The organism is Photobacterium sp. ABD4_091 (assembly GCF_056160145.1).
In genome coordinates this window covers 138,583-161,922 of record NZ_JBSWWQ010000003.1, presented here as the reverse complement: position 1 = coordinate 161,922, position 23,340 = coordinate 138,583, and the positions used below count along the sequence as shown (strand labels likewise).

The following is a 23,340-nucleotide window of genomic DNA, read 5'->3' as shown; positions in this document are numbered from 1 at the left end:
AAAGAAAGAGAGTGTCTAACTCCCTTTCTTTTAAATTATTTATTTATAGCGATATATTCTCATCTGTTTCGCCATCAAATACATGGCAGAAACTGGTATCTAAGTTGAAATAAAAACTCTTACCGATATCTGAGGTGGAAATATCTACACAGGACACACGGGCAATAATGACATTCGCACCAACCCGGAAGTGTAGGTATTTTTCATTACCCATATTTTCGACCACCGCCAACTTACCCTCAATCACATTGAGATCCGTTTTGTTTTTGGCAATGCTGATATGTTCAGGGCGGATCCCGAAGCATACTTTGCTATCGGTATGTTGCTTGAGAGCGTGGGTTTTGTTCGATGGAATCACCACTTGCTGCCCCGGGGCCATTTCAATGTAATAGTTGCCGTCCTGTTCGCGCAACGCAGTATCCACCAAGTTCATGGCTGGCGAACCGATAAAGCCGGCCACGAACTTATTGGCCGGGAAGTTATAGAGGTTTGCCGGTGTGTCGACCTGCATGATTTGGCCTTGGTTCAATACGCAAATACGGTCTCCCAGCGTCAACGCCTCGGTTTGGTCATGGGTGACGTAAATCATGGTTGCCGGGTTGCCTTCTTCTTTGAGGGATTGGTGAAGCTGGGCAATTTTGACTCGCATCGAAACCCTCAGCTTGGCATCGAGGTTGGAAAGCGGTTCATCGAACAGGAACACATCCGGTTTGCGGACAATGGCACGCCCTACCGCAACACGCTGGCGCTGACCACCAGACATTTCTTTCGGTTTGCGGTCTAGCAAATCAGTGATTTCGAGCTTTTCGGCGGCCTCTGTAACCCGTTGCTTGATTTCTTCTTTCGACTTGCCTTGCATCTTCAAGCCAAAAGCCATGTTGTCAAATACCGTCTTGTGGGGGTATAGGGCGTAGTTCTGGAATACCATGGCAATCCCACGGTCTTTCGGGGCAAGGTCATTGACAACTTTCTGCCCGATGCGAATTTCCCCGCCGGTGATATCCTCAAGCCCGGCGACCATGCGCAGGGTGGTTGATTTTGCGCAACCTGAAGGACCGACAAAAACCATGAATTCACCGTCTTGGATATCAAGGTCAATACCATGCACTGCCTTGAAGCCGTTTTCGTATTCTTTTTCTACTTTACGTAGGCTTACCGTCGCCATGAATTACTCCGAAAATCTTATTTAAAATTAAAAATCTTGCTGAACCAGCCTGTTTGCGGGGCGGGTTCGCTGGAATGTAGGGCTCGCTGCTCGGGGTGTTCGCTTTTCTTTATCAAGGAGTTCAGTGCGGCGAGGGTCTTTAGGTATTGTTTGGTGTCACGCGCAGGGTAACCTGACAGATGGCTGTTGGCCGGGCAAGAACGGGTCACCCCAGCTTGTGCTTTGATCCGGGTATTGTGGCCAATTTTGATCCCGCCGGTAATGCCGACCTGGCCATGGATAATGACGTTATCACCAACTTCTGTCCAACCGGCAATACCGACTTGTGATATCAGTAGGCAGTGGCGGCCAATTTTGACATCGTGGCCTATTTGGATCAGGTTATCGAGTTTGCTGCCGGCACCGATTACGGTGTTGCCGATAGTGCCGCGGTCAATGGTGTTGTTGCAGCCAATGTCCACATTGTCCTCGATGACCACGCGGCCGATACTCTCGAGCCGGATGTATTCGCCCCGTTCGTCGGTCAGGTACTCGAAACTATAGTTGCCGATAGAGCAATTGGAATCGATAGTGACGTTATCGCCAATGATGGTGCCTTCTTTGATCACCGTATTGGCGTGAATAGCGACATTGTTGCCAATCTTTACGCCATTCATGATTTTGACCCCAGGTTTAAAGTGGCAGCCTTCACCAATAGAAGTGTATTTACCGATGTAGACACCTTCGATGTCCGAGGTGTTGCCCTGATCGTCGAGGTGGTATTGCGACACCTTGAACCAAGTCAGAAAGTGATTGATGAGCTTGGCGTCAAGTTGGTTGATAGCGATGACCGTGGCCTGGGTTTCCTGGCGGATTGACTCCGGTCCGATGATGACATCAGCTAAACAGGAAGCGACTTTTTTGAGGTCACCGGGCTGGCGGATAATAGCCAATCCTCCTTGGGTAGGAGAGTCGAGTTCGACAATGCTGTCGACATTGATATCCGTATTGCCTATTACAGTGCCTTGTAGGATCTCGGCAATGTCGGTGACCTTTATCATAATGTTGTTTCCTGTAGGGTTAGAAGCGGTACTGGGCCATCAGCTTGAGCTTGTTGTATTCTTCATGGCCGTTGCCGATTTTCTCATTGCCAGTCCATTCCGCTTTTGCATCTTTGTCTTCATTGAAGATTTCCACTTCGCCGCTGACAGACCAGTTTTTGAAGTTATGCTGATAACCGACCGTGGTTTTGTTCACTGTACCAAAGTAACTGTCGCCATTGGTCTGGGTCGTTGTTTTCTCACTGTAGCGCTGTTTCACGAATAGGCGACCACCAAAATCGAAGCTATAGGCTAGCTCTGGCTCAATGTACCACTCTTCAAAGTTCTCTAGGTAGGAACCGTCCCGGCCATCGGTATCTTTGTCTTCGTAGTAGAATTCAACACCTGCGAAGAACTTACCGAAGCTCTTGTAGGGCTTGACTAGGACTTTGTAGTAGGTAGTGTCTTTGTCGCCCCACACTCCGGTGTCCAGCGAGTTGGTCTCATTGGTCCGTCCGTAGCTCAATTCAGAGTAGAATCCCCCTTTCCAGTCATTGTTCCAATAACCGAGGAAGGTGTAGAGCTCATGCTGGTCCTGTGTCAGGTCCCCTTTGGTGTTGCCCTGATTGCGGTCACTGCGTTCAAATTCCGTCGCCCAGCCCAAGCCAGTACTGAAACCACGGCCAAGGCCCCGGTTGTAGCGTAGGTTGGTTGATACTTGGAAACCGTCATCGATTTGGGAGAAGGATCCGTCTGCGGTGCGCCATTTATTCTGGATTTGCTTCAACGAGTAGTTCAGCGATACCGGTAGTTCTTTGTTGTAGAGGAAACCGGTAATAATGCTGTTCTCTGTATATTCATTTTTCCCGATCAGGCTACCGTCTTCGTTGTAGGCTTTTTTGTCTTCTTTCTCGAAGAAAGCCCCAATGCTACCCCCTGTACCGTCAACGATGGTTGCAAAAAAGTCTTGCTCTGCAGAGTCTGGACTGGTTGAAAAAGTATCAGCCACTGCATTTGAAGCAAACATCGCATTTGCAACGAGTACGGACAAGATTGTCTTGTTCATTCTGTTTAGTTCCTTGCTAGACAAATGTAATTCTTAACTTGGTGGTACAGGGTGTACTACTATGTTTATTGATGTTGGTTTTTTAGTCACTTCAATGTTGTGAATTCTGTGATCTATATCTTTTCTGTCGGCTACGAAGTTTGAGCAAGATCTCAATAATTATTCGCAGTGGTATTTTCAAGAGTTATCGAATAAGTGGAATTAAAATTGTCGGGGCGTACTGAAAATATCGACGTAATTAGGTAGCTCTTCTTTTATCTGTCTATATAGAAAAACACCTAATTAATGACTGCAGTCACAAAAAGAGAAAATCACTATCAGAGAGTGGTTGACCTTTATTTCACCTATACGCTCTAATTGGAAGTACAGGGTGTACTACTAATCGTGAAATGCAGAAAGGAACTAAAAATGAATAAAGCCATCTTACCCGCATTAATTGCCTCAGTATGTATAAGCGGATCGGTACTGGCCCAGGAGATTGTCCCTGAAGCTGATGCAAAACTGATGATTTGGGCGGACCATGGTGCCAGCTCTCAGTTCATGCAGTACGCCGCTGAACAGTTCAACCAGCAAAATGATTATGATGTGGAGTTCACCTTCCGCTCGCTATCACCTGTTGACACGACTACACGTCTTATTCAAGACGGTGGTACGACAGCCGTCGGCGATGTGGTTGAAGTCGAGCACGATACACTGGGACGCCTGGTTGTTGCCGGTGGCGTAATGGAAAACCTAGTTAGCGCAGAGCGTATCGAAAGCGACTTTATCTCCAGTGCCGCTGCAGCCGCCAAAATCAATGGTGAGAGTTATGGCTTCCCTGTCTCCTTTGCAACAGTCACTATGTTTTATAACAAGGACTTGTTAGCAGAAACCCCAACATCTTTCGAACAACTAATTGAGTTTGCGAAAGAATTCAATAAGCCTGGCCGACAGCAATATAGCTTGTTGTGGGATGTTCAGAACTATTACGAGTCACGAATGTTTTTTGCCATGAAGGGGGGCTATGAGTTCGGTGACAATGGTGCCAATGCCAAAGACTTGGGAATTGCCAACGAAGGGGCGGTTGCCGGTTTAACCTCAATGCTCAAGCTAAAAGCGGCCAATGGCGCAAACCCTGCTGATATCCGTGACCCGCAGGTGCGTCGTGGTTTGTTCCAGGAAGGTAAAGTGGCGGCCATTATCGATGGTCCGTGGGCCGCGCCTGGTTATGAAAAGTCCGGTATCAACCTGGGTGTTGCCCCTATCCCAACACTTGATGGCCACCACCCGCGCACCTTCTCTACTGTCCGCCTAGCGGTTGTTTCTGCTTTCACCGAGTACCCTCGAGCGGCCCAGTTATTTGCTGACTTCGTCTCTTCCGAGGAGATGGCCAAGAAACGTTTTGAGATGACTGGGGCTATTCCGCCGGTTGAAACTGTGATGAATGATGTTGCAGACGAAGCCGATGAGCTTACCCAGGCGATGATCCAGCAGGGTTTCTATTCAGATGCCATGCCATCTATTCCTGAAATGGGCTACATCTGGCAGCCAATGGCTGCGGCAGTCACTGATATTTGGAATAACGGCGGCAATGTTGAAGGTGCTTTGAACCGTGCTGAAAGAATTATCGAACAGCAGATTTCAATGCAGCAATAACTAACCTTAGGTAGCCGGTATGCAATTAACTGCGAGAGTTGAGGCGCTCAATGCGCCTATCTCCCTCCTTGTGATGGGAGGGAGCCAAATAAAAAATGGTGCCTATTTACGGGGGTTCACATTCCTACTTATCCAATTGGCCTTTCTGTATTTTGCCGTGGATTTATTGGCGGCAGCAAAAGGGCTGATCACTCTGGGCGAAGTGGCCCAGCAGCGTAAAGGGTTCGATATTATCCAAGGTGACAATTCCATCTTTATGTTGGTCGAAGGGGTTGTGTCACTGCTCTTAATTGGGCTGTTTGCCTTGGTGTACGTTGCCAACGTCAAGGATGCTCGCCATTTGGTGCCAGAGACATTGAGCCTCAAGCAGCAACTGGTAAAGGCCTATGAAAAGCACTTTGCTTTTATGATGCTGTCACCGGCTGCCGCGGCAACTTTGCTGTTCATCATCCTGCCTATTGCCATTACGGTAATGGTGGCGTTTACCAACTACTCTGCGCCTAACCATATCCCACCACGGAACTTGGTGGACTGGGTTGGCTTCAGGAACTTTGTTGCCCTCTTTGAGCTCGATATTTGGTCTGGCACCTTCTTTGGGGTGGCAACATGGACCGTGACTTGGGCTGTATGTGCAACAGTGGCGACATTTGGCTTTGGTTTCCTGCTCGCGCTTGCCGTAGAAAACAAGGACATCAAGTTTAAGAAAGCCTGGCGCCTTATTTTTATCTTGCCTTACGCTATACCGGCATTTGTATCACTATTGGTATTTAGGTTGCTGCTTAACGGGGTGGGGCCAGTCAACAACTTGCTTAACGGCATGGGGTTTGATTCTATCGCTTTCTTATCCGACCCGTTCATTGCCAAAATTACGGTGATTATGGTTAGTGTCTGGGCGAGCGCACCCTATTTCATGCTGATGATTTCCAGCGCCATGACTAATATCCCGGCCGATCTTTACGAAGCCGCCGAAGTAGATGGTGCCAGCAAGTTACAACAATTCTGGGAAATTACCTTACCTATGGTTCTGAATCAGTTGGCGCCATCACTGGTAATGACATTTGCCCATAACTTTAATAATTTCGGTGCTATTTACCTGCTTACCGAGGGTGGGCCGATTAATCCAGATTACAGGTTTGCTGGTCATACCGATATCTTAATCACTTGGATATATAAGCTGACTCTTGACTTCCAGCAGTATCACATTGCAGCGGTCGTTTCGATTGTGATTTTCCTCTTCTTGTCAACGATAGCTATCTGGCAGTTCAGAAGAATGAAATCATTCAAAGAAGATGTAGGTATGTAATTATGGCAAGTAATAAACCCTTAAAAACAAGTACGGTATTTGTCTATATATTCTTGACGTTAAATGCTCTGGCAGTGCTTGCACCTGTTATCTGGACCGTAATGGCATCATTCAAACCAGGTACGAATTTATTTTCGACAAGCTTTTCCGGTTTTGATTTTACTTTGGATCATTACCGGACCCTGCTGAATGATACGCCTTATATCCAGTGGTATAAAAATACCTTCTGGTTGGCCATTGCGAATATGCTTATTTGCTTGGTATTGGTGACCATCACGGCATTTACGTTTTCACGCTATCGTTTCAAGGGCAAGCGTAACGTCATGCTAAGCATCCTTGTGTTGCAGATGTTTCCTGCGTTCCTTTCGATGACGGCAATCTATGTATTGTTATCCAAGTTAAATCTGATTGATAGTTACTGGGGGCTTTTGCTGGTCTATGTAACGGGGAGTCTGCCTTTCCTGTCATGGTTGGTAAAAGGGTATTTCGATGCGATACCAACATCGCTTGACGAAGCGGCAAAAATAGATGGTGCCGGTCACTTTACGATATTTTTCGAGATTATATTACCGCTGGCCAAACCTATTTTAGTCTTCGTCGCATTAATGTCGTTCACAGCGCCTTGGATGGACTTTATTTTGCCGACATTGATCTTGCGTAGCGAAGAGAAAATGACATTGGCAATTGGTATTTTTAGCTGGATAAGAACGGGTACGGCGGAAAACTTTACCTTATTTACCGCAGGTGCCTTATTGGTTGCTGTCCCTATTACTCTATTGTTTGTTGCTACCCAAAAACATATTGCCAAAGGCCTTGTGAGTGGTGCTGTAAAAGAATAATTCAAAGGCATACCTATTAACCAGGTATGCCAGTAAAAAATTAGGAAAAAATGATGATAACGAAAAGCTCTATTGTGCATACGCCAAAGAGTGCGGATGCTTACGCCTTTAATAAAGAGACATTACACCTGAGATTGCGCACGGCAATAAATGAAGTCGAAAAAGTAACTCTGTGGATCGGTGACCCATACCACTGGGCCGAAGGCGGCTTGGACGGCGGTAACCTCGGTGGCAGTGAAGCCCATGGCTGGGTCGGTGGCAATGAAGTGAAGATGTCGCTGGAAGGGCAGACAGAGCACCATGACCATTGGTTTGCTGAGTTTACGCCACCCAAACGCCGCTCGCGCTACGGTTTTATTTTGCATGGCAAGATGGGGGAGAAGCTTGTATATGGTGAAAAGCGTATCGTCGATATCTCTGATCCGGCGGTTGAAGAAGTCGAGATGAGTAATATCAGTAACTTCTTCTGTTTTCCTTATATCAATCCCCGTGATGTGCTGGAAACACCGCAATGGGTTGAAAATACCATCTGGTACCAGATTTTTCCGGAGCGCTTTGCTAACGGTCGCCCTGAGATTTCGCCTGCGGGTGTCCAACCGTGGGGAACCGAGCCGACCGAGCATAACTTCATGGGCGGCGATCTATGGGGTGTTATCGACAAGTTGGATTACCTGCAGGATCTTGGCGTCAATGGCTTGTATTTCTGCCCAATCTTTACGGCTAATTGCAACCACAAGTACGATACCGTCGATTATTACAACGTTGATCCGCACTTCGGCGGCAATGAAGCGTTTAAGGCATTGGTGAAGGAAGCCCATCGCCGTGGTATGAAAATCATGCTGGATGCCGTCTTCAATCATATCGGTGACAAGTCACCACTTTGGCTGGACGTGGTAGAAAATGGTCAGGATTCCAAATATGCCGATTGGTTCTGGATCAATGAATTCCCGGTATATCCAGATACGCCAAAAGATCAGTGGGATTTTTGGAACTTCAATTATGAAACCTTTGCCAATGTACTGGAGATGCCAAAGCTAAATACCGAAAATGAAGAGTGCCGCGCGTACTTGTTGGATGTTGCCCGCCACTGGGTTGAAGAATTTGATATTGATGGCTGGCGTTTGGATGTTGCCAATGAGGTGGATCACGAGTTCTGGCGTGACTTCCGCAAGGTCGTCAAAGGGGTCAAGCCTGATTGTTACATCCTGGGCGAAATCTGGCATGAAGGCATGGCATGGCTGCGGGGTGAGCAATATGATTCATTGATGAATTACCCGATGACCCAAGCTATCACCGACTTCTTTGCCCACAACCTGTCGGACAAGCAAGGCTTTATCAATGATGTCAGCCGCTCTTACATGTCTTACCCACGCAATGTGAACAAGGCTATGTTCAACCTGCTTGATAGCCATGATACTTCACGGATCATTTCTCTTTGCGGCGGTGACAAGGCCAAAGCCAAATTGGCTTACCTGTTCATGTTTACCCAAGTCGGATCGCCTTGTATCTACTACGGTGGCGAAGTGGGCATGGACGGTGACCGCGGTATGAGTTACGACAAAAACCGCCGCTGTATGGTTTGGGATGAAAACAAGCAGGATCTGGAGTTCCGTCAGTTTATCCAGCAGATGATCCAGTTACGTCTGAGCCATCCTGAATTGAATGACCCTTCTATTTCTTGGGTCGATGTGGCTGATGAGCAGTGTGTTGCTTACCAGCGTGGCCGTTTGACGTTTGTGCTGAATAACTCAGACAGCGCAAAGGCAGTCCAAATCGGCCTACAGCAGGTAGAACTTGAACCTTATGGCTATCAAATTCTAGGGCTTTAACCGTGTTGGGGGGGAATATCCCCCCGACTCGATAACAATCGGCATTTTCGCTGGGTGCTTATTGTTATCGAGTTTAATCACTGAATGTGATTGGGTGCGAACAATTAGTGGTACGGCTTGGACGCCTCTGTGACTTAGTGATATTCTAAAGGGCTGATTGTGAATAGCTTTAAAGGACAAATTGTGCCAGATCTCGTGACTAAACTGATGGACTTCGGGTTTACTAAAACGGATGCACTCGTGTACATCAACTTGTTGAAAAATGGCCGGGCAAGTGGTTATAAAATCGCTAAAGAAATTTCACTTTCCCGTTCATCGGTATATTCATCTATCGATAACCTCTACAACAATGGCTACATCTTCATGTCGGAAGGTGATACCAAGGAGTATGAGGCGAAGTCTCCTGACCTTATCTTCAGCCAAATCGAGAAAAAGACGGTTGAAAATATCAGCATCCTGAAAAAAGAACTTTCCAAGATGATGCTGCAGGAAGAGAAGGAGTTTATCTACAACCTGACGGGCTATGACAACCTGGTGCAGAGAGCTAGGGAGATGATCAGTCAGGCAAAAGTGGAGATCTATCTCAACTCAGATTTCAGGTTGGGTATTTTTGGCGATGAGATTTGTCAGGCTATCGAGCGTGGCGTTCGGATCATTTGCTTCTCGTTTAACCGAATTGAAACGCCGCACGAAAAAGTGGAGCTTTATTCCCGCTTTGACAAAGACGAAGATTTATATCCATCTCATCGTTTCATGATGGTTGTCGATATGTCGCAAGCACTTATTTTTTCTCATCGTGAGGAAAGTGAAGGGCTTTATACCAATAACCGCTTGATGGTGAAAATGACAGCAGAGCATTTTCACAATGATATCTATTTGACTGAATTTGAAAAGTCATCGGATATTCAACCTGTTCGAATTAGAACCATTCATGAGCAAACCAATGAGATGGTTCAAGATCAATTAAATTTACCTAAGGATTAAGGTTAATTATGCTTAGCACTGACCGTTATCACATTATAAATAATTTCATCATGCCTCAATTAGGGCGTGAGAGAACCGTCCGGGTGTTGCTACCAAAAGATTATCACCAATCAGGACGTGATTACCCAGTTATTTATATGCATGACGGTCAAAACCTTTTCGATCCTGCAATTAGCTATGGCGGTGAAACCTGGCAAATACCGCAAAATGTCGATCAGTTCTTTGCCGAAGAAGAAGGCGTCATTGTGGTCGGGATTGATAATGGCGCTGAGTATGGTGGCCTTTGTCGCATGTATGAATATTCGCCATGGAAGATGGACCAAAGTTTTGATCTTCCAGATTGGGATACCAGCGTTTACCAGAGCGGAGGCCAGGGAAGTGATTATATAGCATTTATCGCGGACACCCTCAAACCTTACATTGATACTCACTACCGCACGCTTCCCGGCCGCCTCGATACATCGATTGCAGGCAGCTCGATGGGGGGCTTCATTAGTTTGTATGGCGTGATGGAGCGGCCTGATATTTTTGCCAAAGCCGGCGTGTTTTCTCCTGCTTTTTGGTTTAACCAACCAGAAATGCTCAACTACCTCAACCATCGCCAACTTGACCAAGATGTACTCGTCTATATGGATATAGGAACAGAAGAGAGCAGCAGTCGGGGGGTTAACTTTGAGCAAATTTATTTAGAGGGTGCAAATACCGTAAGCGCAGTGTTGAAAACCAAACAACACCTTGCATTGCATTATGTTGTCGATGAAGGCGCAAGGCATAGCGAATCGGCATGGGCAAAACGCTTTCCAGATATGCTTAATTTATTTTTTAAATAATTAACGCTATTTAAATATATATTTACTGGCCGTCTTATAAGGTGGCCAATTATTTAATATATCAAAGTTATCAGTATGACTTATTAATGAATCATCATTTAATTCATATTGATGCTTGCTGATTAAAATATTCTTTACTCCACCTATAAATAATTTCATTGATAGGCTTTTCTTATGAACCCAAATAAAATAGAAAATGCTTCTAACCTGCTAGAAAGAATTGGTAGGAAGGTATATATCCCATTGGCAGAAATGAAAATAGAAGGCTGGTTATCAAAGGAGCCGCTTTCTTTTGCTGATAAGCGAAAGGGTGAGCATTGCCAGCTTAGAATTGGAGATTCGTGGGGAGGGTTATTTGATTGTGCTTGGATGAAATTATCTGGCCAAATACCTGCTATCGATGAAGGGTTAGATTTGGTGTTGATGGTCGATATTGGTGGGGAAGGCTTGGTGCACGATGCAGCAGGCAATCCTATCCGTGGCATTACCAACAAAATGTCTTCTTACGGGATCCCACCGGATAAACCAGGCAAGTGGCTGGTGGAATTAAGTGAAGGGGTACCCGGTGAGACCATCGAGTTTTGGGTGGATGCCGGGTGTAACGACTTATTTGGTTATGTCCAAAATGGCGGGGTAATCACTGATGCACATTTAGGTACTTGCCATTCAGAGCTAAAAGCTCTGTATTACGATGTTGAGGTGCTGGTCGACTGGCTCAAGGGGGATAGCGGGCAAGTTTCCCACCAACCGAAGGGAGTGCTGACCAAAGAAAAGCCTGAGTTGATTTCTAACGAGGCCCGTTTTGCTCGCTTTCATCAAGTTTTAGATCGCGTTGATCAGGCACTGGTGCGCTTTACTGCTCAGGAAATTGTTATTTGCCGGGAGTTGCTTGCCGACGTTTACGACCAGCCATCAACTGGGGGAAGCGTTGATATTACCGCTACCGGCCATGCCCATTTGGATTTGGCTTGGATGTGGCCCCAGCGGGAGGGTAAGCGCAAGGCGATGAGGACATTTACTACAGCAGTTGCCAACTTGGATAAGTACCCAGATTACTTGTTTGGGGCGAGCCAGTACCAGTTGTTTGATTGGATCAAAGATGACTACCCGCAATTATTCGAACGTATCAAGCACCATGTCGTCGAAGGGCGGTTTGAATTGCAAGGCTGCTTCTGGGTAGAGTCAGATCTTAATTTGGTGAGCGGAGAGTCTTTGATCCGCCAAATTATGTTTGGCCGCCAGTTTACCCTCGAACACTTCGGCCAGGAGGTCAATTACCTGTGGGAGCCGGATGTGTTTGGTTTCACAGCTGCATTACCGCAGATTCTGGTGAAGTCGGGCGTCAACTACATTGCATCGCAAAAGCTGTCACAGAACAAGATCAATCCATTCCCGCACCACCTGTTCCGCTGGCAGGGACTGGATGGCTCGGAGGTGATTATGCATAACTTCCCCGAAGATACCTATGATAGCCGTGCACGTGCCACGTCGTCGCTGCGCATCGAAGCGAACTTCAAGGAAAAGCACCTCTGTAATGAAGCCTTGATGGTATATGGAGTGGGTGATGGCGGTGGTGGCCCAGCTGAGGAGCATATCGAGCGTTTCCTACGGATCAAAGACCTGGAGGGGCTGCCAAGGGCTCAAAACGGTCGGGTTGATGAGTTTTTCTCCCGGGTTGAGAGCAAGAGGGAGCAGCTGCCAGCATTGCAAGGTGAGCTGTACTTCGAGGCACACCAAGGCTGCTTTACCACCGAGTCCCGTACCAAGCGGGGCAACCGTGACATGGAACATATCCTTCATGATCTCGAGATGATGATGTCTGTCACCCCGTGTAGTCGCGAGGAGCGTGAAGCTGTCAGCCAATTGTGGCGAGAAACGCTTACCCTGCAGTTTCACGATATTCTACCGGGCTCGTCGATTGTCAGGGTTTACCGAGAAGCAGAAAGCGACTACCGGCGTATGCTCGAGCAAGCCAGGGACCTGTTGGCCGTTTTAGAAGCAAGGGTAGAGACAAATCTCAGCCTGGGTGGCTTCAACAAGCCATTTATTACCTACAACACAGCGCCATTCGCTCGCAATGAGTGGATCAATATTGATGGGCAATGGCAAGAAGTGGCAGTTGGCCCGCTGGGTTATGCGGTGAATGAACAGGTTGAACAACAGTCTGAAGTGTTGATGCAGGCCACGCCGTATTATCTGGAAAGTGATTGCATGAGGGTGGAATTTACCCCTGATGGTGGGATCCGCTCTTTGTTCGACAAGCAATTGGCCAAGGAGTTTATTGCACCGGACAGCAGCACTGGCACTATCGGAAATGAACTGAGGGCTTACCATGAGCGTGCCAGCCAGTATGCGGCGTGGGACTTTGCCGATGGATACCGCGAGGGACAATCATCAGTGCTGTGTTTTGAGCGTGCCGAGGCTGTTGTCGATGGGCCGCGAGCGGTGGTTAAACAATACTATCGCTACAACCAATCTGTCGTGGTGCAGGAAATTGTACTGCTCGCAGGTAGCCACCGCGTTGATTTCCAGACTTATATTGACTGGCATGAGCAGGATGTATCCCTGAAGGCTCGTTTTCCTGTATCGGTGGTAGCCCATGAGGCGCAGTGTAATATCCAGTTTGGGGTTATCAACCGCCCGACCCATAGCGATGACTCGCATGCCGCAGCGAAAGATGAGATCCCTGCCCATAAATGGATTGATATATCAGATGGTGAATGTGGCGTAGCCATTATGTCGGATTCGAAATACGGATATCGGGTTAAAGATCAGTCGCTTGAGGTGACGTTGCTGCGTTCGCAGAAGAAGCCCGGATCGGAGTTTGGCCATGAGGGAGAGGCAGGGTATACCGCAGATAACTTCGGGGATATAGGCGAGCATTTCTTTACCTATTCCATATATACCCACGAGGGTGACTACCAGTCTGGGGGGGTGATCCAGCAAGGTTATGCACTGAACAACCCGTTGCGGGTCAAATCCCTTCAGCCATTGCTTCAGGTTAAGGCACAAGATAAGGAAGCGTCTACGGCAATGTCCTATCCTGATTCGATGGCTCTGGTTAGTTCAAGCGAACCCGGTGTCGTTGTAGAAACGGTAAAACCGGCAGAAGACGGTAGTGGCATTATCGTTCGTTTGTTTGAAACCTTTGGCTGCCGATCAGAGACATCCTTGCGGTGGAATAGTCGCCTGGGCAGTCGGGTGCAGGAAGTCGATTTGATGGAGAGGCCGCTTTCTTATCAGAGTGCGCCGACCCAAAATAAAGTCATAACCCTTTCCCCTTTCGAGATAGTGACCCTAAAACTCAGTCATTAGAACGGATCGGTCTCTGGATGAAACGGCATATTGTCTATTTGGCAATATGCCGTTTTTTTATTTCTTATCTTGGTATTTTCCTGCAAGGAATCAGAGCTGTACGAAATGTGATTTTGTTCAAATTCTGCGCCCACCAATTGTGAATTTCATCACAATTCATTGGTGAGGGTATTTAGTCCGAAGTATGAACTGATTAATTTGGTAGTACGTCATGTACGACTATGGTTTAACGATTGGGCCTAAGCGGGTAAATATCGGATAGATATCTGTTTGAAAAGGCTTTATCGAAGTAAGACATGCTACATAGCCCATTTTCTGCGACTTAATCCCTAGAGGCAAGGCGGTCGGCAGAGGAAAGAGAGGGCAAACCAACCAGGATGAGGTTGGCAATGTTGTGGGTAGCGTTAATGGTCACGGAAAGTGCTTTGATACTGGTAGGAACTTTGCCGAAGAGGCAAATTCCCAGCTTGAATCTTCTTGCTACATGACAGCTTCAAAAGTTCAAGGCGATAGCTTTGCAGAACAACAATTCATTACTTTTATGGCGTTAATTATGTCTATGACAAATCAACAGTTTGATAAAAACACCTTCAAACAACGTGTAGCAATGTCTCTTTCATCTCACTATGCAGCCACTCCTGAGACTGCTTCTGTCCGCCAGTGGTATTTGGCTATGGGTAAAGCACTAGCCGAGATCAGTACCGGTAACTTGCTTGAAACAGAGAAGCACCTTGCCGAACAAAAAGCACGCAGTGTTAACTACCTTTCACTGGAGTTTCTGATTGGCCGCCTAACAGGCAACAACCTAATCAGCATGGGTCTATACGAAAACGTTGCTGACGCAATGGAAGAGATGGGCCAAAACCTTACAGACCTTCTTGAAGAAGAACGTGACCCAGCATTGGGTAACGGTGGTCTAGGTCGCCTAGCGGCTTGTTTCATGGACTCACTGGCTGCGCAAGAGTACCCAGCTGTAGGTTACGGCCTGCATTATGAGTACGGTCTATTCCGCCAGTCATTCGTTGACGGACGTCAGGTTGAAGCACCGGATGCATGGCGTGGTATCGAAGGCTACCCTTGGGAAGTCCTTCGCCCTGAACTTTCACAAGAAGTGAACTTGTACGGTCACGTTGAAGCTTACACAGATGAAAACGGAGTAGAGTGCCGCCGTTGGGTTCCTGCCATGACCGTAGAAGGTGTGGCTTGGGATCTGCCAATCGTAGGTTACGACAACAAGAGCGTTTACCCTCTACGCCTGTGGGAATGTCGCTCGAACGCACCGTTCAGCCTAGCGCGTTTCAACGACGGTGACTATGTTGGTGCACAGTACTCTGCACTAGAAGCCGGTAACGTGACTAAAGTGCTTTACCCGAACGATAACCACGATCAAGGTAAAGCACTGCGCCTGATGCAGCAGTACTTCCACTGTGCCTGTTCGATTGCTGATATCCTGCGCCGCCACGAAGCTGCGGGTAACTCTATTGAATCGCTATCTAAGCTGGAAACTATCCAGCTAAACGATACCCACCCAACTATCGCCATCCCTGAGCTAATGCGCATCCTTTTGGATGAGTACAAGCTGGGCTGGGACAAGGCGTGGGAAATTTCTTCGAAGACTTTTGCTTACACCAACCACACACTTCTTCCTGAAGCTCTGGAGACGTGGAGCGAAGCATTGATCCAGCAGATGCTGCCGCGTCACATGGAGATCATCTTCGAAATCAACCACCGCTTCATGAAGCAGGTTGAGCAAACTTGGCCGGGCAACAACGAAGTGAAGCGCAAGCTTTCTATTATCCAGGAAGGCCCACAGCGTATGGTTCGCATGGCTAACCTATGTGTAGTGAGCACCTACGCGGTGAACGGCGTTGCGGCACTTCACTCTGAGTTGGTGAAGCGTGACCTGTTCCCTGAGTTCAACGAGCTGTTCCCTGGTCGTTTAACCAACGTGACTAACGGTGTTACACCACGTCGTTGGATCAAATACTGTAACCCAGGTCTTTCTGCGCTGATCAGCGAGAAAGTGGGTGACGACTGGCCAGCGAACCTTAAGAAAATCGCAGGTCTAGAGAAGTTCGCTGATGATGAAGCCTTCCAGAAGCGCTACATGGCTGTGAAGAAAGAAAACAAGCAGCGTCTGGCTGACTGGGTAGAAGAAAACATGGGTATCGAGCTTGATACTGATGCTATCTTTGATATCCAAATCAAGCGTCTGCACGAGTACAAGCGTCAGCATCTGAACTTGCTCAACATTCTAGCGCTGTACCACCGCCTACTGAACGACCCAACGTTTGACATGCATCCACGTGTGTTCTTCTTTGGTGCGAAAGCGGCGCCGGGTTACGCACTAGCGAAAGACATCATCTTCGCCATCAACAAAGTGGCAGAGAAAGTAAACAACGACCCACGTCTTGGCGGCAAGCTGAAAGTGGTATTCATCCCTGATTACCGTGTAAGCCTGGCAGAAATCCTGTTCCCTGCGGCTGATGTCTCTGAGCAGATCTCAACGGCAGGTAAAGAAGCGTCAGGTACAGGTAACATGAAGTTCGCGATGAACGGTGCACTGACTATCGGTACGATGGACGGCGCGAACGTTGAAATGCGCGAAGAAGTGGGCGACGAAAATATCTTCATCTTTGGCCTATTGGTCGATGAAGTACAAAAACTGAAGCAAGAGGGTTACGACCCTTACCGCTACTACCATGCTGATAGCCTTCTGCGCGCAGCGTTGGATCTGCTGGATACCGATGAATTCACACCAGGCAACCCCGGTCAGCTAGCGGCAATTCGCCACAACCTACTGGACGGTGGTGACCCTTATCTGGTACTGGCTGACTTTGCCGATTACGTGAAAACGCAAGAGAAAATCGATGCCCAGTACCGTGACCAGAAGACATGGGCCCGCAAGGCGATTCTGAACACGGCACTGATGAGCAAATTCAGCTCAGACCGCAGTATCCGTGATTATGCCAATAACATTTGGGGGCTGACCCCAGCCCACCGTCAATAAGGAAAGAAGTAGCGGCCGAAAGGCCGCTATTGGAGCCAGTGATGATTGAAAAAACAGTACTAAACCAGGTTGCCGCTCAAGCCGGTATCGCTGAGAGCTATACCAATGCCTGGGGTGAGCAAGAGCAAGCGCAAGAGACTATCGTGACCCGTGTGTTGGAAGGTCTGGGGTACCAAATCGACAGTGATGAGATGCTGCTGTCTTCGGCAAAAGAGGTGCACAGTTGCAAAGGTTTGATCGAACCGGTGATCTTTGCCAAAGAAAACCACCCGATCCACGTTGATCTCTATATTGGCCGTAGTATTCGCCCGGCTGACTTTAATTGGGAAATTATCAGCGAATCAGGCCAGACTATCCGTGGTGAGATCAAGCAGCATATTGTCTCCGATCAAAGGGATACTGACGGGCCTCTGACCGTCTCATTGCCATATACCATGGAAATGGGTTATCACCGCTTTTTCCTGCATCGCAAACGCAAGAAAGCACCTTATGAAGCGGATCTGATTGTCACTCCGAAATCCTGTTACAAGCAACCTGCGATGCTAGCAGGACATAAGAGCTGGGGAACCAGTGTCCAGCTGTACTGTTTGAAATCCCATCACAACTGGGGGGTGGGTGATTTTGGTGATTTGAAATTGCTGATCGCCAAAATCGCCGAGCAGGGTGGTGACTTTGTCGGTTTGAACCCGATCCACTCTCTCTATCCGGCTCAGCCGGATGCGGCAAGTCCGTATAGCCCATCATCGCGCCGTTGGCTCAACATTATCTATCTGGATGTCCCTTCCATTCCGGAGTTTGCTTTCTGTGCTGGTGCCCAGGAAAAAGTGGGTTCCCTGGCTTTCCAAAGCCGCCTTAAAGCCATGCGTGATAACGAGTGGATAGATTATGCCGGTGTGACCGAAACCAAGCTTGAAGTCCTGGCGATGTTGTACCAGGAATTTTGTACACGTCATGAAGCGAATCAAACTGACTATGCCAAAGCGTTTGAGGCTTTTGTCGAGGAAGGGGGCGATTCCTTGCTGCAACAGGCTGCCTTTGATGCGCTGCATGCAGAGCTCAAGAAAGAGGATGAAGCCGTTTGGGGATGGCCAGTGTTCCCGGAGCAATATCGCCATTTCTCAACGCGCGCGGTACAGCGTTTTATTGCTGACAACCAAGAATTAGTCCGTTTCTACATGTATTTACAATGGAATGCGGAAATCCAGCTCCGGGAAGCACAGCAACTGGCACAGGAAAAAGGCATGATGATTGGTCTTTACCGTGATTTGGCTGTCGGCGTAAGTGAGGGTGGTGTCGATGCTTGGGCGAGCGAGAGTGAATTGACCCTAGATCTCAGTATTGGCGCGCCACCAGATGTATTGGGTCCGCAGGGACAGAATTGGGGTCTGCTGCCGTTGAACCCTTCAACGCTGAAGCAACAGGCTTATCGTCCGTTTGTCGAATTGCTAAGGGCAAATATGCGCCATTGCGGAGCATTGCGTATTGACCATGTGTTGGGGTTGTTGAGGCTGTGGTTGATCCCTAAAGGTGAAGGGGCAAGTAATGGTGTCTACGTTAATTATCCGGTAGAGCAGCTGCTTGGTTTGCTGTCGCTTGAGAGCCACCGTCACCAATGTGCGGTTATCGGTGAAGATCTCGGTACGGTGCCGGATGAAATTGTGGGATTACTGCAAGAGGCCGGCGTACATTCCTACAAGGTCTTCTTCTTTGAGGCTGCAGAAGATGGTGGCTTCTATTCTCCAACCCATTACCCGGTCCAGTCTATGGCGACACTGTGTACTCATGATATGCCAACCCTGCGTGGTTACTGGCATTGTGAGGACTTAAAAATGGGCAAAGAGCTTGGCCTGTATCCGAATGAGGAGCAACTTCAGACACTCTATGACAGCCGTCTTCACGACAAGCAGCAGATCATCAACAGCATGGACGGGCATGGCATGCTGCCGCCTGGCCTATGCCGTGATGCTCGCTTCCTCGAGATGGATCGCGTCCTTAGCCACAGTATGCAATGCCACTTGGCTGCCGGATCGTCGTCACTGCTGAGTCTGCAGCTTGAAGATTGGCTTGAGATGGATCTGCCTGTGAATATACCTGGTACAGTTGATGAGTACCCTAATTGGCGGCGCAAGTTGAATTGTTGCGTCGAAGATATGATGAAACGCCAAGATGTATTGTCTTTGACTCAATTGATCACCGAAGCCCGACGTTCGGCATCAAAAGTCGCGTAAAATCGTTATGGCAAAGGAGTGGTGCCACTCCTTTGCCTAGTTTGGTTTCAGCGTGATGCGGCTAACGGGTTGAATTCACACTGCGGTTGATATTATCCCTTAAATTAGAGCCGTAATCTCTTATTTGACTTAATCCTAATTGGTAGTCGAAAGCAAAAGAATTATCTAATTTATCGCAAACGCCTTTATATGGCTGGGACGTTAACCCTAACAAATAGGCGTCCTGTTCACAGTACGCTTGTTGACCCCTTTTATATCCATTTAAATATTCTATGTAATTATCTTTGTCTCCATATGAGAATTTTGATTCTTGCTTTACAACCTCTCCAGATAAACCGGTTCGATAGCCGTATTCATCCCAGTTCTCAATGTTTGAATAGGTGTTTTCTGTTGAGGAACAGGCAGATAGTGCAACTATGCTTAATGCGGTGAACAACTTTTTCATTATATTATCCTCTATCATACCGGGTGGTTGATTTAATTATAGTTATTAACCCTTAATGAAAATTGAAATGTTGCTTTATATATTTTTTAACTCTTCATTTTTTTCATGTTAGTCACAATATTGATTTATTCAAATCAAATGAGCGCCAAACTTTACTGATTTTTAATAGTGAAACTTATATTTTCCCTTAGCAACAAATTTACGTGTTTTGTGATCCTGGTCATCTAGCTGCTGATAGACATCTGTGATGAATTCAATACAATACTTATAAATAGTAGTACAACGTGAACGTCTAAGTGTGAATTTCAATATAAGGCATGGATAGTATGAGCACTACTTTGCAGAAAAAGCCCAATGTGATTGTGATCATCGCTGATCAGTGGTCAACCAAGATGGCAGATGGCTCCGGTAAGGAAGGCAAGTTAAACACCCCAGGTATCGACCGCTTGGCAGAAGAAGGTATTCGTTATGAGCAAAGCTACAGCTCATACCCTCTTTGCTGCCCGGCGCGGGCAAGTTTGTTTACCGGTTTAATGCCTCATAACCATGGCCTGATTGATAACGAAGAAATTATTGAGCATGTCACCGGTGAGTTTCCGACCACGGAAAATTTCCTGGCTCAAACTGAAACTATGGGTGAGGCGTTCGAGAAAGCTGGTTACGACACAGGCTTTTTTGGTAAAGAACACGCTGCCGGCTACGGTTGGAAAGGGGTTGAAGATTTCGGCAGTATGACCTGCTCCCGTGGCGGCTATCTGGCAGAGGGCTCGGTTTTTGATCCTATTTTCACCAAAGATGCACTGGACTTCATCAAGCGAGACCGTGACAACCCGTTCTATATGACGCTGTCTTTTATCAACCCTCACGATATCTGTAAAACTCTGGGTGGCCCGGTGGGCGGCAAGAATATCTCCGATGCGATTTTCTTCTGTCGTGACGACGATGAGAAATACCTGCGTGGCCAGGATCGTAAGCCACTGCCAGAGAATTTCGCCGACCAGTTCATCTCGGGCATGATCAAGCATGAAGATTACATGTACAAAGAACTCGAAGGGTTGGATGAAAATTACTGGCAGCAGTTTATTTCGACCTACGGCTTGCTGATCGAAAACACTGACTGGTTTATCGAACTGGTGCTTGAAACGCTTAAGGCACAGGGACTTGAAGAGGACACCATTGTCCTGTTTACCGCTGACCACGGTGAGATGATGGGCAGCCACCGCCTGATCGCCAAGACGGTATTCTACGAAGAATCAGTAAAAACCCCGATGATCATTCGTTACCCGTCAGCGGTGAATCCTGGCAAAGTCGACGACAACAATATTGTTTCCACTGTCGATATCATGCCGACACTGCTTGATATGTGTGGCTTGGATGTTCCTGAGGGGATCGATGGCAGTAGTTTCAAGAACAGCATGACAGACAATGCCATGACTCACGAGGAAACATTCTGTGAAAGTTACTTTGCCAGAATGTTCCGCTTCAAGCAGTACAAATATGTCGAAAGCCATGTTTACGGTGAGAATTACCAAATCCTGATTGATCTTGAAAAGGACCCTAACGAGACCAAGAACGTATTTAACCAGTCAGGATACGAGCAGGTGTCTGATTATGCCTCGACTCGGATGAAGGAGTGGTTGAAGCAAGAGGGTATTGGGCTTGAATTTAATGCCAAGAACCTGAAATCAAAATCGCTGGAAACAGCAGAATAACGAAATATAGCTCCTCCTTGCATCCACCAGCCAGTGCAGGGGGGAGCTTCCATTTTGTGGGAAACGACTATGACGAAACCGGCCCAGCAGCGCTTCCACTTGATGGCAAAGCCAGCCAGCTACAAATGCAACCTCAAATGTGATTACTGCTTCTACCTCGAGAAAGAAACCTATTACGGTGATAGCAAGAGTAAGATGGACGAACAGGCGTTGGAGCAATATGTTGCCAGTTATATTGCCGCTCAGCCCGATGATATTGTCCATTTTGCCTGGCAAGGGGGAGAGCCCATGATGGCCGGGTTGGCATTCTTCCGGCGTGCGGTTGAGCTCCAGCGCCAATATGCCAATGGTAAAACGATCACCAATAGCTTCCAGACCAATGGGGTCGGTATTGATGATGAATGGGCTGGGTTTTTCTCCGAACATCGTTTTCTGATCGGGATCTCCATCGATGGTGATGCGCCACTGCATGATGCCTATCGAATTTCGGTCAATGGCAAACCTACTTTCGAGCGTGTCAGGTCGGCGATTGGGTATTTGAAAAAGCACCGGGTCGAGTTCAATACCATGACAGTGGTAAATGATAAAAATTGGCGGCATGGCAAGGCGACCTACCAGTTACTGAAATCCCTCGGCTCCCGGCATATGCAGTTTATCCCGATTGTTGAAGCCGAGGCTGAACCTGGCCAGCTAGACTCGCTTCAAGGTACACCTGCTATTCAGCCTTTTTCCGTGCCGCGTGAAGGGTACGGTCAGTTTATGGTTGAAGTCTTTGATGAATGGCGCAAGCAAGATGTCGGACAGATCCATATCCAATTGTTGGAAAGTGTGCTGGCAACCTGGCTGGGTTATTCTCCGGGCTTATGTACCTTCAGTGAAAATTGCGGCAATGCCCTGGTTGCTGAGGCTAATGGGGATATCTATTCTTGCGATCATTTTGTCTATCCGGAATACAAGCTAGGTAATCTTAACGAGTTGGGCCTGGCCACTATGGTGGATTCTTCACAGCAGCGTGAGTTCGGCCTGGTGAAATCTGGATGTTTACCGTCTTCATGCTTGGCCTGTGAGTTCAGGCCGCTGTGCCATGGTGGGTGCCCTAAACAGAGAATTGTCGGCGCTGGAGAGGCATACAGACACAACTACTTGTGTCCTTCGTATAAAAAACTATTTGCCCACACCTCTGATTTTATGAAAAATACCGCACAGCAGATCAGGCGGCAAATGCATCAGGGAGAGGATAGATGAAATGGAGCAAAGAAGGGGAAGAGCCGGACTACCGATTTACCCTAGCCAACGAGCGGACTTTCCTTGCTTGGCTCAGAACCGCATTGGCGTTTCTCGCGGCCGCGATTGCGCTTGACCAGCTCACTCCGGGCTTTGCCAACCCACAAATCAGGTTATTCCTATCAGTATCTTTTGCCTTGGTATCGGCATATTTTTCTATTCTTGCCTACCGCCGCTGGCGCCGAAATGAGATGGCAATGCGCCGCAGTAAACCCTTGCCTTACACGCGACATCTCAAGGTGATGAGCGTGATAATGATGGGACTGGTCATGACGGTTGTTGTATTGATCATGAAGTTGGTCTGATGTGTGAAAGGCAAATACAACCTCGCGTTGAGCCACTTCAACCTGACCACCTTGAGCGCAACAGGGATATAGGGCTACAACCGGAACGCACCTTATTGTCGTGGTCGAGGAGGATATTAGTGTTGTTTCTCCATACGGCGGTTTTGGTCAAAGTAGGTTGGAGTAAAGAATCCCCGGTGCTCTTTGTGACAGCGGGTGTGTTGGCAGTGATATCGTTCGCTTTGCTGATTCTGGTTGAACTGCGGCGTGTGGATTATCGCTTCTCTCTTCCACTGCTTAATCGGCGCAGTATCGGTATGAACCTATTTTTCTCTTCTGCCGTAGCCGTTTCGGCAATCAGTTATGTGCTGGTGATGCTGGGTGTGATTTGA

The 23,340-nt window shown here is 47.6% G+C and carries 17 protein-coding genes; 13 read left to right on the top strand and 4 right to left on the bottom strand.

Features of this window, described 5'->3' with window-relative positions:
* Nucleotides 1–43 precede the first annotated feature (43 nt).
* The 3 genes from ACXAGQ_RS22215 to ACXAGQ_RS22205 are packed head-to-tail and all read right to left on the bottom strand — an operon-like array spanning nucleotide 44 to nucleotide 3,250.
* The gene (locus ACXAGQ_RS22215; RefSeq protein ID WP_187460990.1) at nucleotides 44–1,165 is read right to left on the bottom strand and encodes an ABC transporter ATP-binding protein; all 1,122 of its coding nucleotides are present in this window, start codon (nucleotides 1,163–1,165) and stop codon (nucleotides 44–46) included.
* Between the two features lie 17 nt (nucleotides 1,166–1,182).
* Nucleotides 1,183–2,205, bottom strand: coding sequence for a UDP-3-O-(3-hydroxymyristoyl)glucosamine N-acyltransferase (gene lpxD, locus ACXAGQ_RS22210; RefSeq protein ID WP_475256840.1), 1,023 nt, complete (start codon nucleotides 2,203–2,205; stop codon nucleotides 1,183–1,185).
* A gap of 19 nt (nucleotides 2,206–2,224) precedes the next feature.
* Nucleotides 2,225–3,250, bottom strand: coding sequence for a hypothetical protein (locus ACXAGQ_RS22205; RefSeq protein ID WP_475256838.1), 1,026 nt, complete (start codon nucleotides 3,248–3,250; stop codon nucleotides 2,225–2,227).
* A 408-nt stretch (nucleotides 3,251–3,658) separates the two neighbouring features.
* Here ACXAGQ_RS22205 and ACXAGQ_RS22200 point away from each other — a divergent pair, with 408 nt between their 5' ends.
* The 9 genes from ACXAGQ_RS22200 to malQ all read left to right on the top strand — a co-directional run bounded on the left by ACXAGQ_RS22200 (nucleotide 3,659) and on the right by malQ (nucleotide 19,223).
* Nucleotides 3,659–4,885 (top strand): sugar ABC transporter substrate-binding protein, encoded by a 1,227-nt coding sequence (locus ACXAGQ_RS22200; protein ID WP_187460987.1) that lies wholly within the window; start codon nucleotides 3,659–3,661, stop codon nucleotides 4,883–4,885.
* A 19-nt stretch (nucleotides 4,886–4,904) separates the two neighbouring features.
* Nucleotides 4,905–6,188 (top strand): carbohydrate ABC transporter permease, encoded by a 1,284-nt coding sequence (locus ACXAGQ_RS22195; protein WP_475256837.1) that lies wholly within the window; start codon nucleotides 4,905–4,907, stop codon nucleotides 6,186–6,188.
* A 2-nt stretch (nucleotides 6,189–6,190) separates the two neighbouring features.
* Nucleotides 6,191–7,027, top strand: a complete 837-nt coding sequence (locus ACXAGQ_RS22190) for a sugar ABC transporter permease (protein ID WP_475256836.1) — start codon at nucleotides 6,191–6,193, stop codon at nucleotides 7,025–7,027.
* A 53-nt stretch (nucleotides 7,028–7,080) separates the two neighbouring features.
* Nucleotides 7,081–8,856 (top strand): glycoside hydrolase family 13 protein, encoded by a 1,776-nt coding sequence (locus tag ACXAGQ_RS22185; protein WP_475256834.1) that lies wholly within the window; start codon nucleotides 7,081–7,083, stop codon nucleotides 8,854–8,856.
* Nucleotides 8,857–9,039: 183 nt separating this feature from the next.
* Nucleotides 9,040–9,840, top strand: coding sequence for a TrmB family transcriptional regulator (locus tag ACXAGQ_RS22180; protein WP_107298755.1), 801 nt, complete (start codon nucleotides 9,040–9,042; stop codon nucleotides 9,838–9,840).
* A gap of 8 nt (nucleotides 9,841–9,848) precedes the next feature.
* Nucleotides 9,849–10,670: an alpha/beta hydrolase gene (locus tag ACXAGQ_RS22175; RefSeq protein ID WP_475256833.1), complete on the top strand. Its 822-nt coding sequence runs from the start codon at nucleotides 9,849–9,851 to the stop codon at nucleotides 10,668–10,670.
* A gap of 174 nt (nucleotides 10,671–10,844) precedes the next feature.
* Nucleotides 10,845–13,985 carry an alpha-mannosidase gene (locus tag ACXAGQ_RS22170; RefSeq protein ID WP_475256832.1) on the top strand — a complete coding sequence of 1,047 codons (3,141 nt, stop codon included), beginning with the start codon at nucleotides 10,845–10,847 and terminating at the stop codon, nucleotides 13,983–13,985.
* Between the two features lie 553 nt (nucleotides 13,986–14,538).
* Entirely contained in the window at nucleotides 14,539–16,995 is a 2,457-nt protein-coding gene (locus tag ACXAGQ_RS22165; protein ID WP_475256831.1) for a glycogen/starch/alpha-glucan phosphorylase, read from the top strand.
* 41 nt (nucleotides 16,996–17,036) lie between these two features.
* The gene (malQ, locus tag ACXAGQ_RS22160) at nucleotides 17,037–19,223 is read left to right on the top strand and encodes a 4-alpha-glucanotransferase (protein WP_475256830.1); all 2,187 of its coding nucleotides are present in this window, start codon (nucleotides 17,037–17,039) and stop codon (nucleotides 19,221–19,223) included.
* A gap of 61 nt (nucleotides 19,224–19,284) precedes the next feature.
* Here malQ and ACXAGQ_RS22155 read toward each other — a convergent pair whose 3' ends face one another.
* On the bottom strand, nucleotides 19,285–19,668 hold the full coding sequence (locus ACXAGQ_RS22155) for a DUF2799 domain-containing protein (RefSeq protein ID WP_475256829.1): 384 nt from the start codon (nucleotides 19,666–19,668) through the stop codon (nucleotides 19,285–19,287).
* Between the two features lie 326 nt (nucleotides 19,669–19,994).
* Here ACXAGQ_RS22155 and ACXAGQ_RS22150 point away from each other — a divergent pair, with 326 nt between their 5' ends.
* The 4 genes from ACXAGQ_RS22150 (at nucleotide 19,995) to ACXAGQ_RS22135 (ending at nucleotide 23,340) form a co-directional block, all read left to right on the top strand.
* Nucleotides 19,995–21,380: a sulfatase family protein gene (locus ACXAGQ_RS22150; RefSeq protein WP_475256827.1), complete on the top strand. Its 1,386-nt coding sequence runs from the start codon at nucleotides 19,995–19,997 to the stop codon at nucleotides 21,378–21,380.
* 69 nt (nucleotides 21,381–21,449) lie between these two features.
* Nucleotides 21,450–22,625, top strand: coding sequence for an anaerobic sulfatase maturase (locus ACXAGQ_RS22145; protein WP_475256825.1), 1,176 nt, complete (start codon nucleotides 21,450–21,452; stop codon nucleotides 22,623–22,625).
* Complete coding sequence (locus tag ACXAGQ_RS22140; RefSeq protein ID WP_475256823.1) at nucleotides 22,622–22,969, top strand: YidH family protein; 348 nt, start codon at nucleotides 22,622–22,624, stop codon at nucleotides 22,967–22,969. Before ACXAGQ_RS22145 ends, ACXAGQ_RS22140 begins: the two co-directional genes overlap by 4 nt.
* Nucleotides 22,969–23,340 (top strand): DUF202 domain-containing protein, encoded by a 372-nt coding sequence (locus ACXAGQ_RS22135; protein WP_475256821.1) that lies wholly within the window; start codon nucleotides 22,969–22,971, stop codon nucleotides 23,338–23,340. Before ACXAGQ_RS22140 ends, ACXAGQ_RS22135 begins: the two co-directional genes overlap by 1 nt.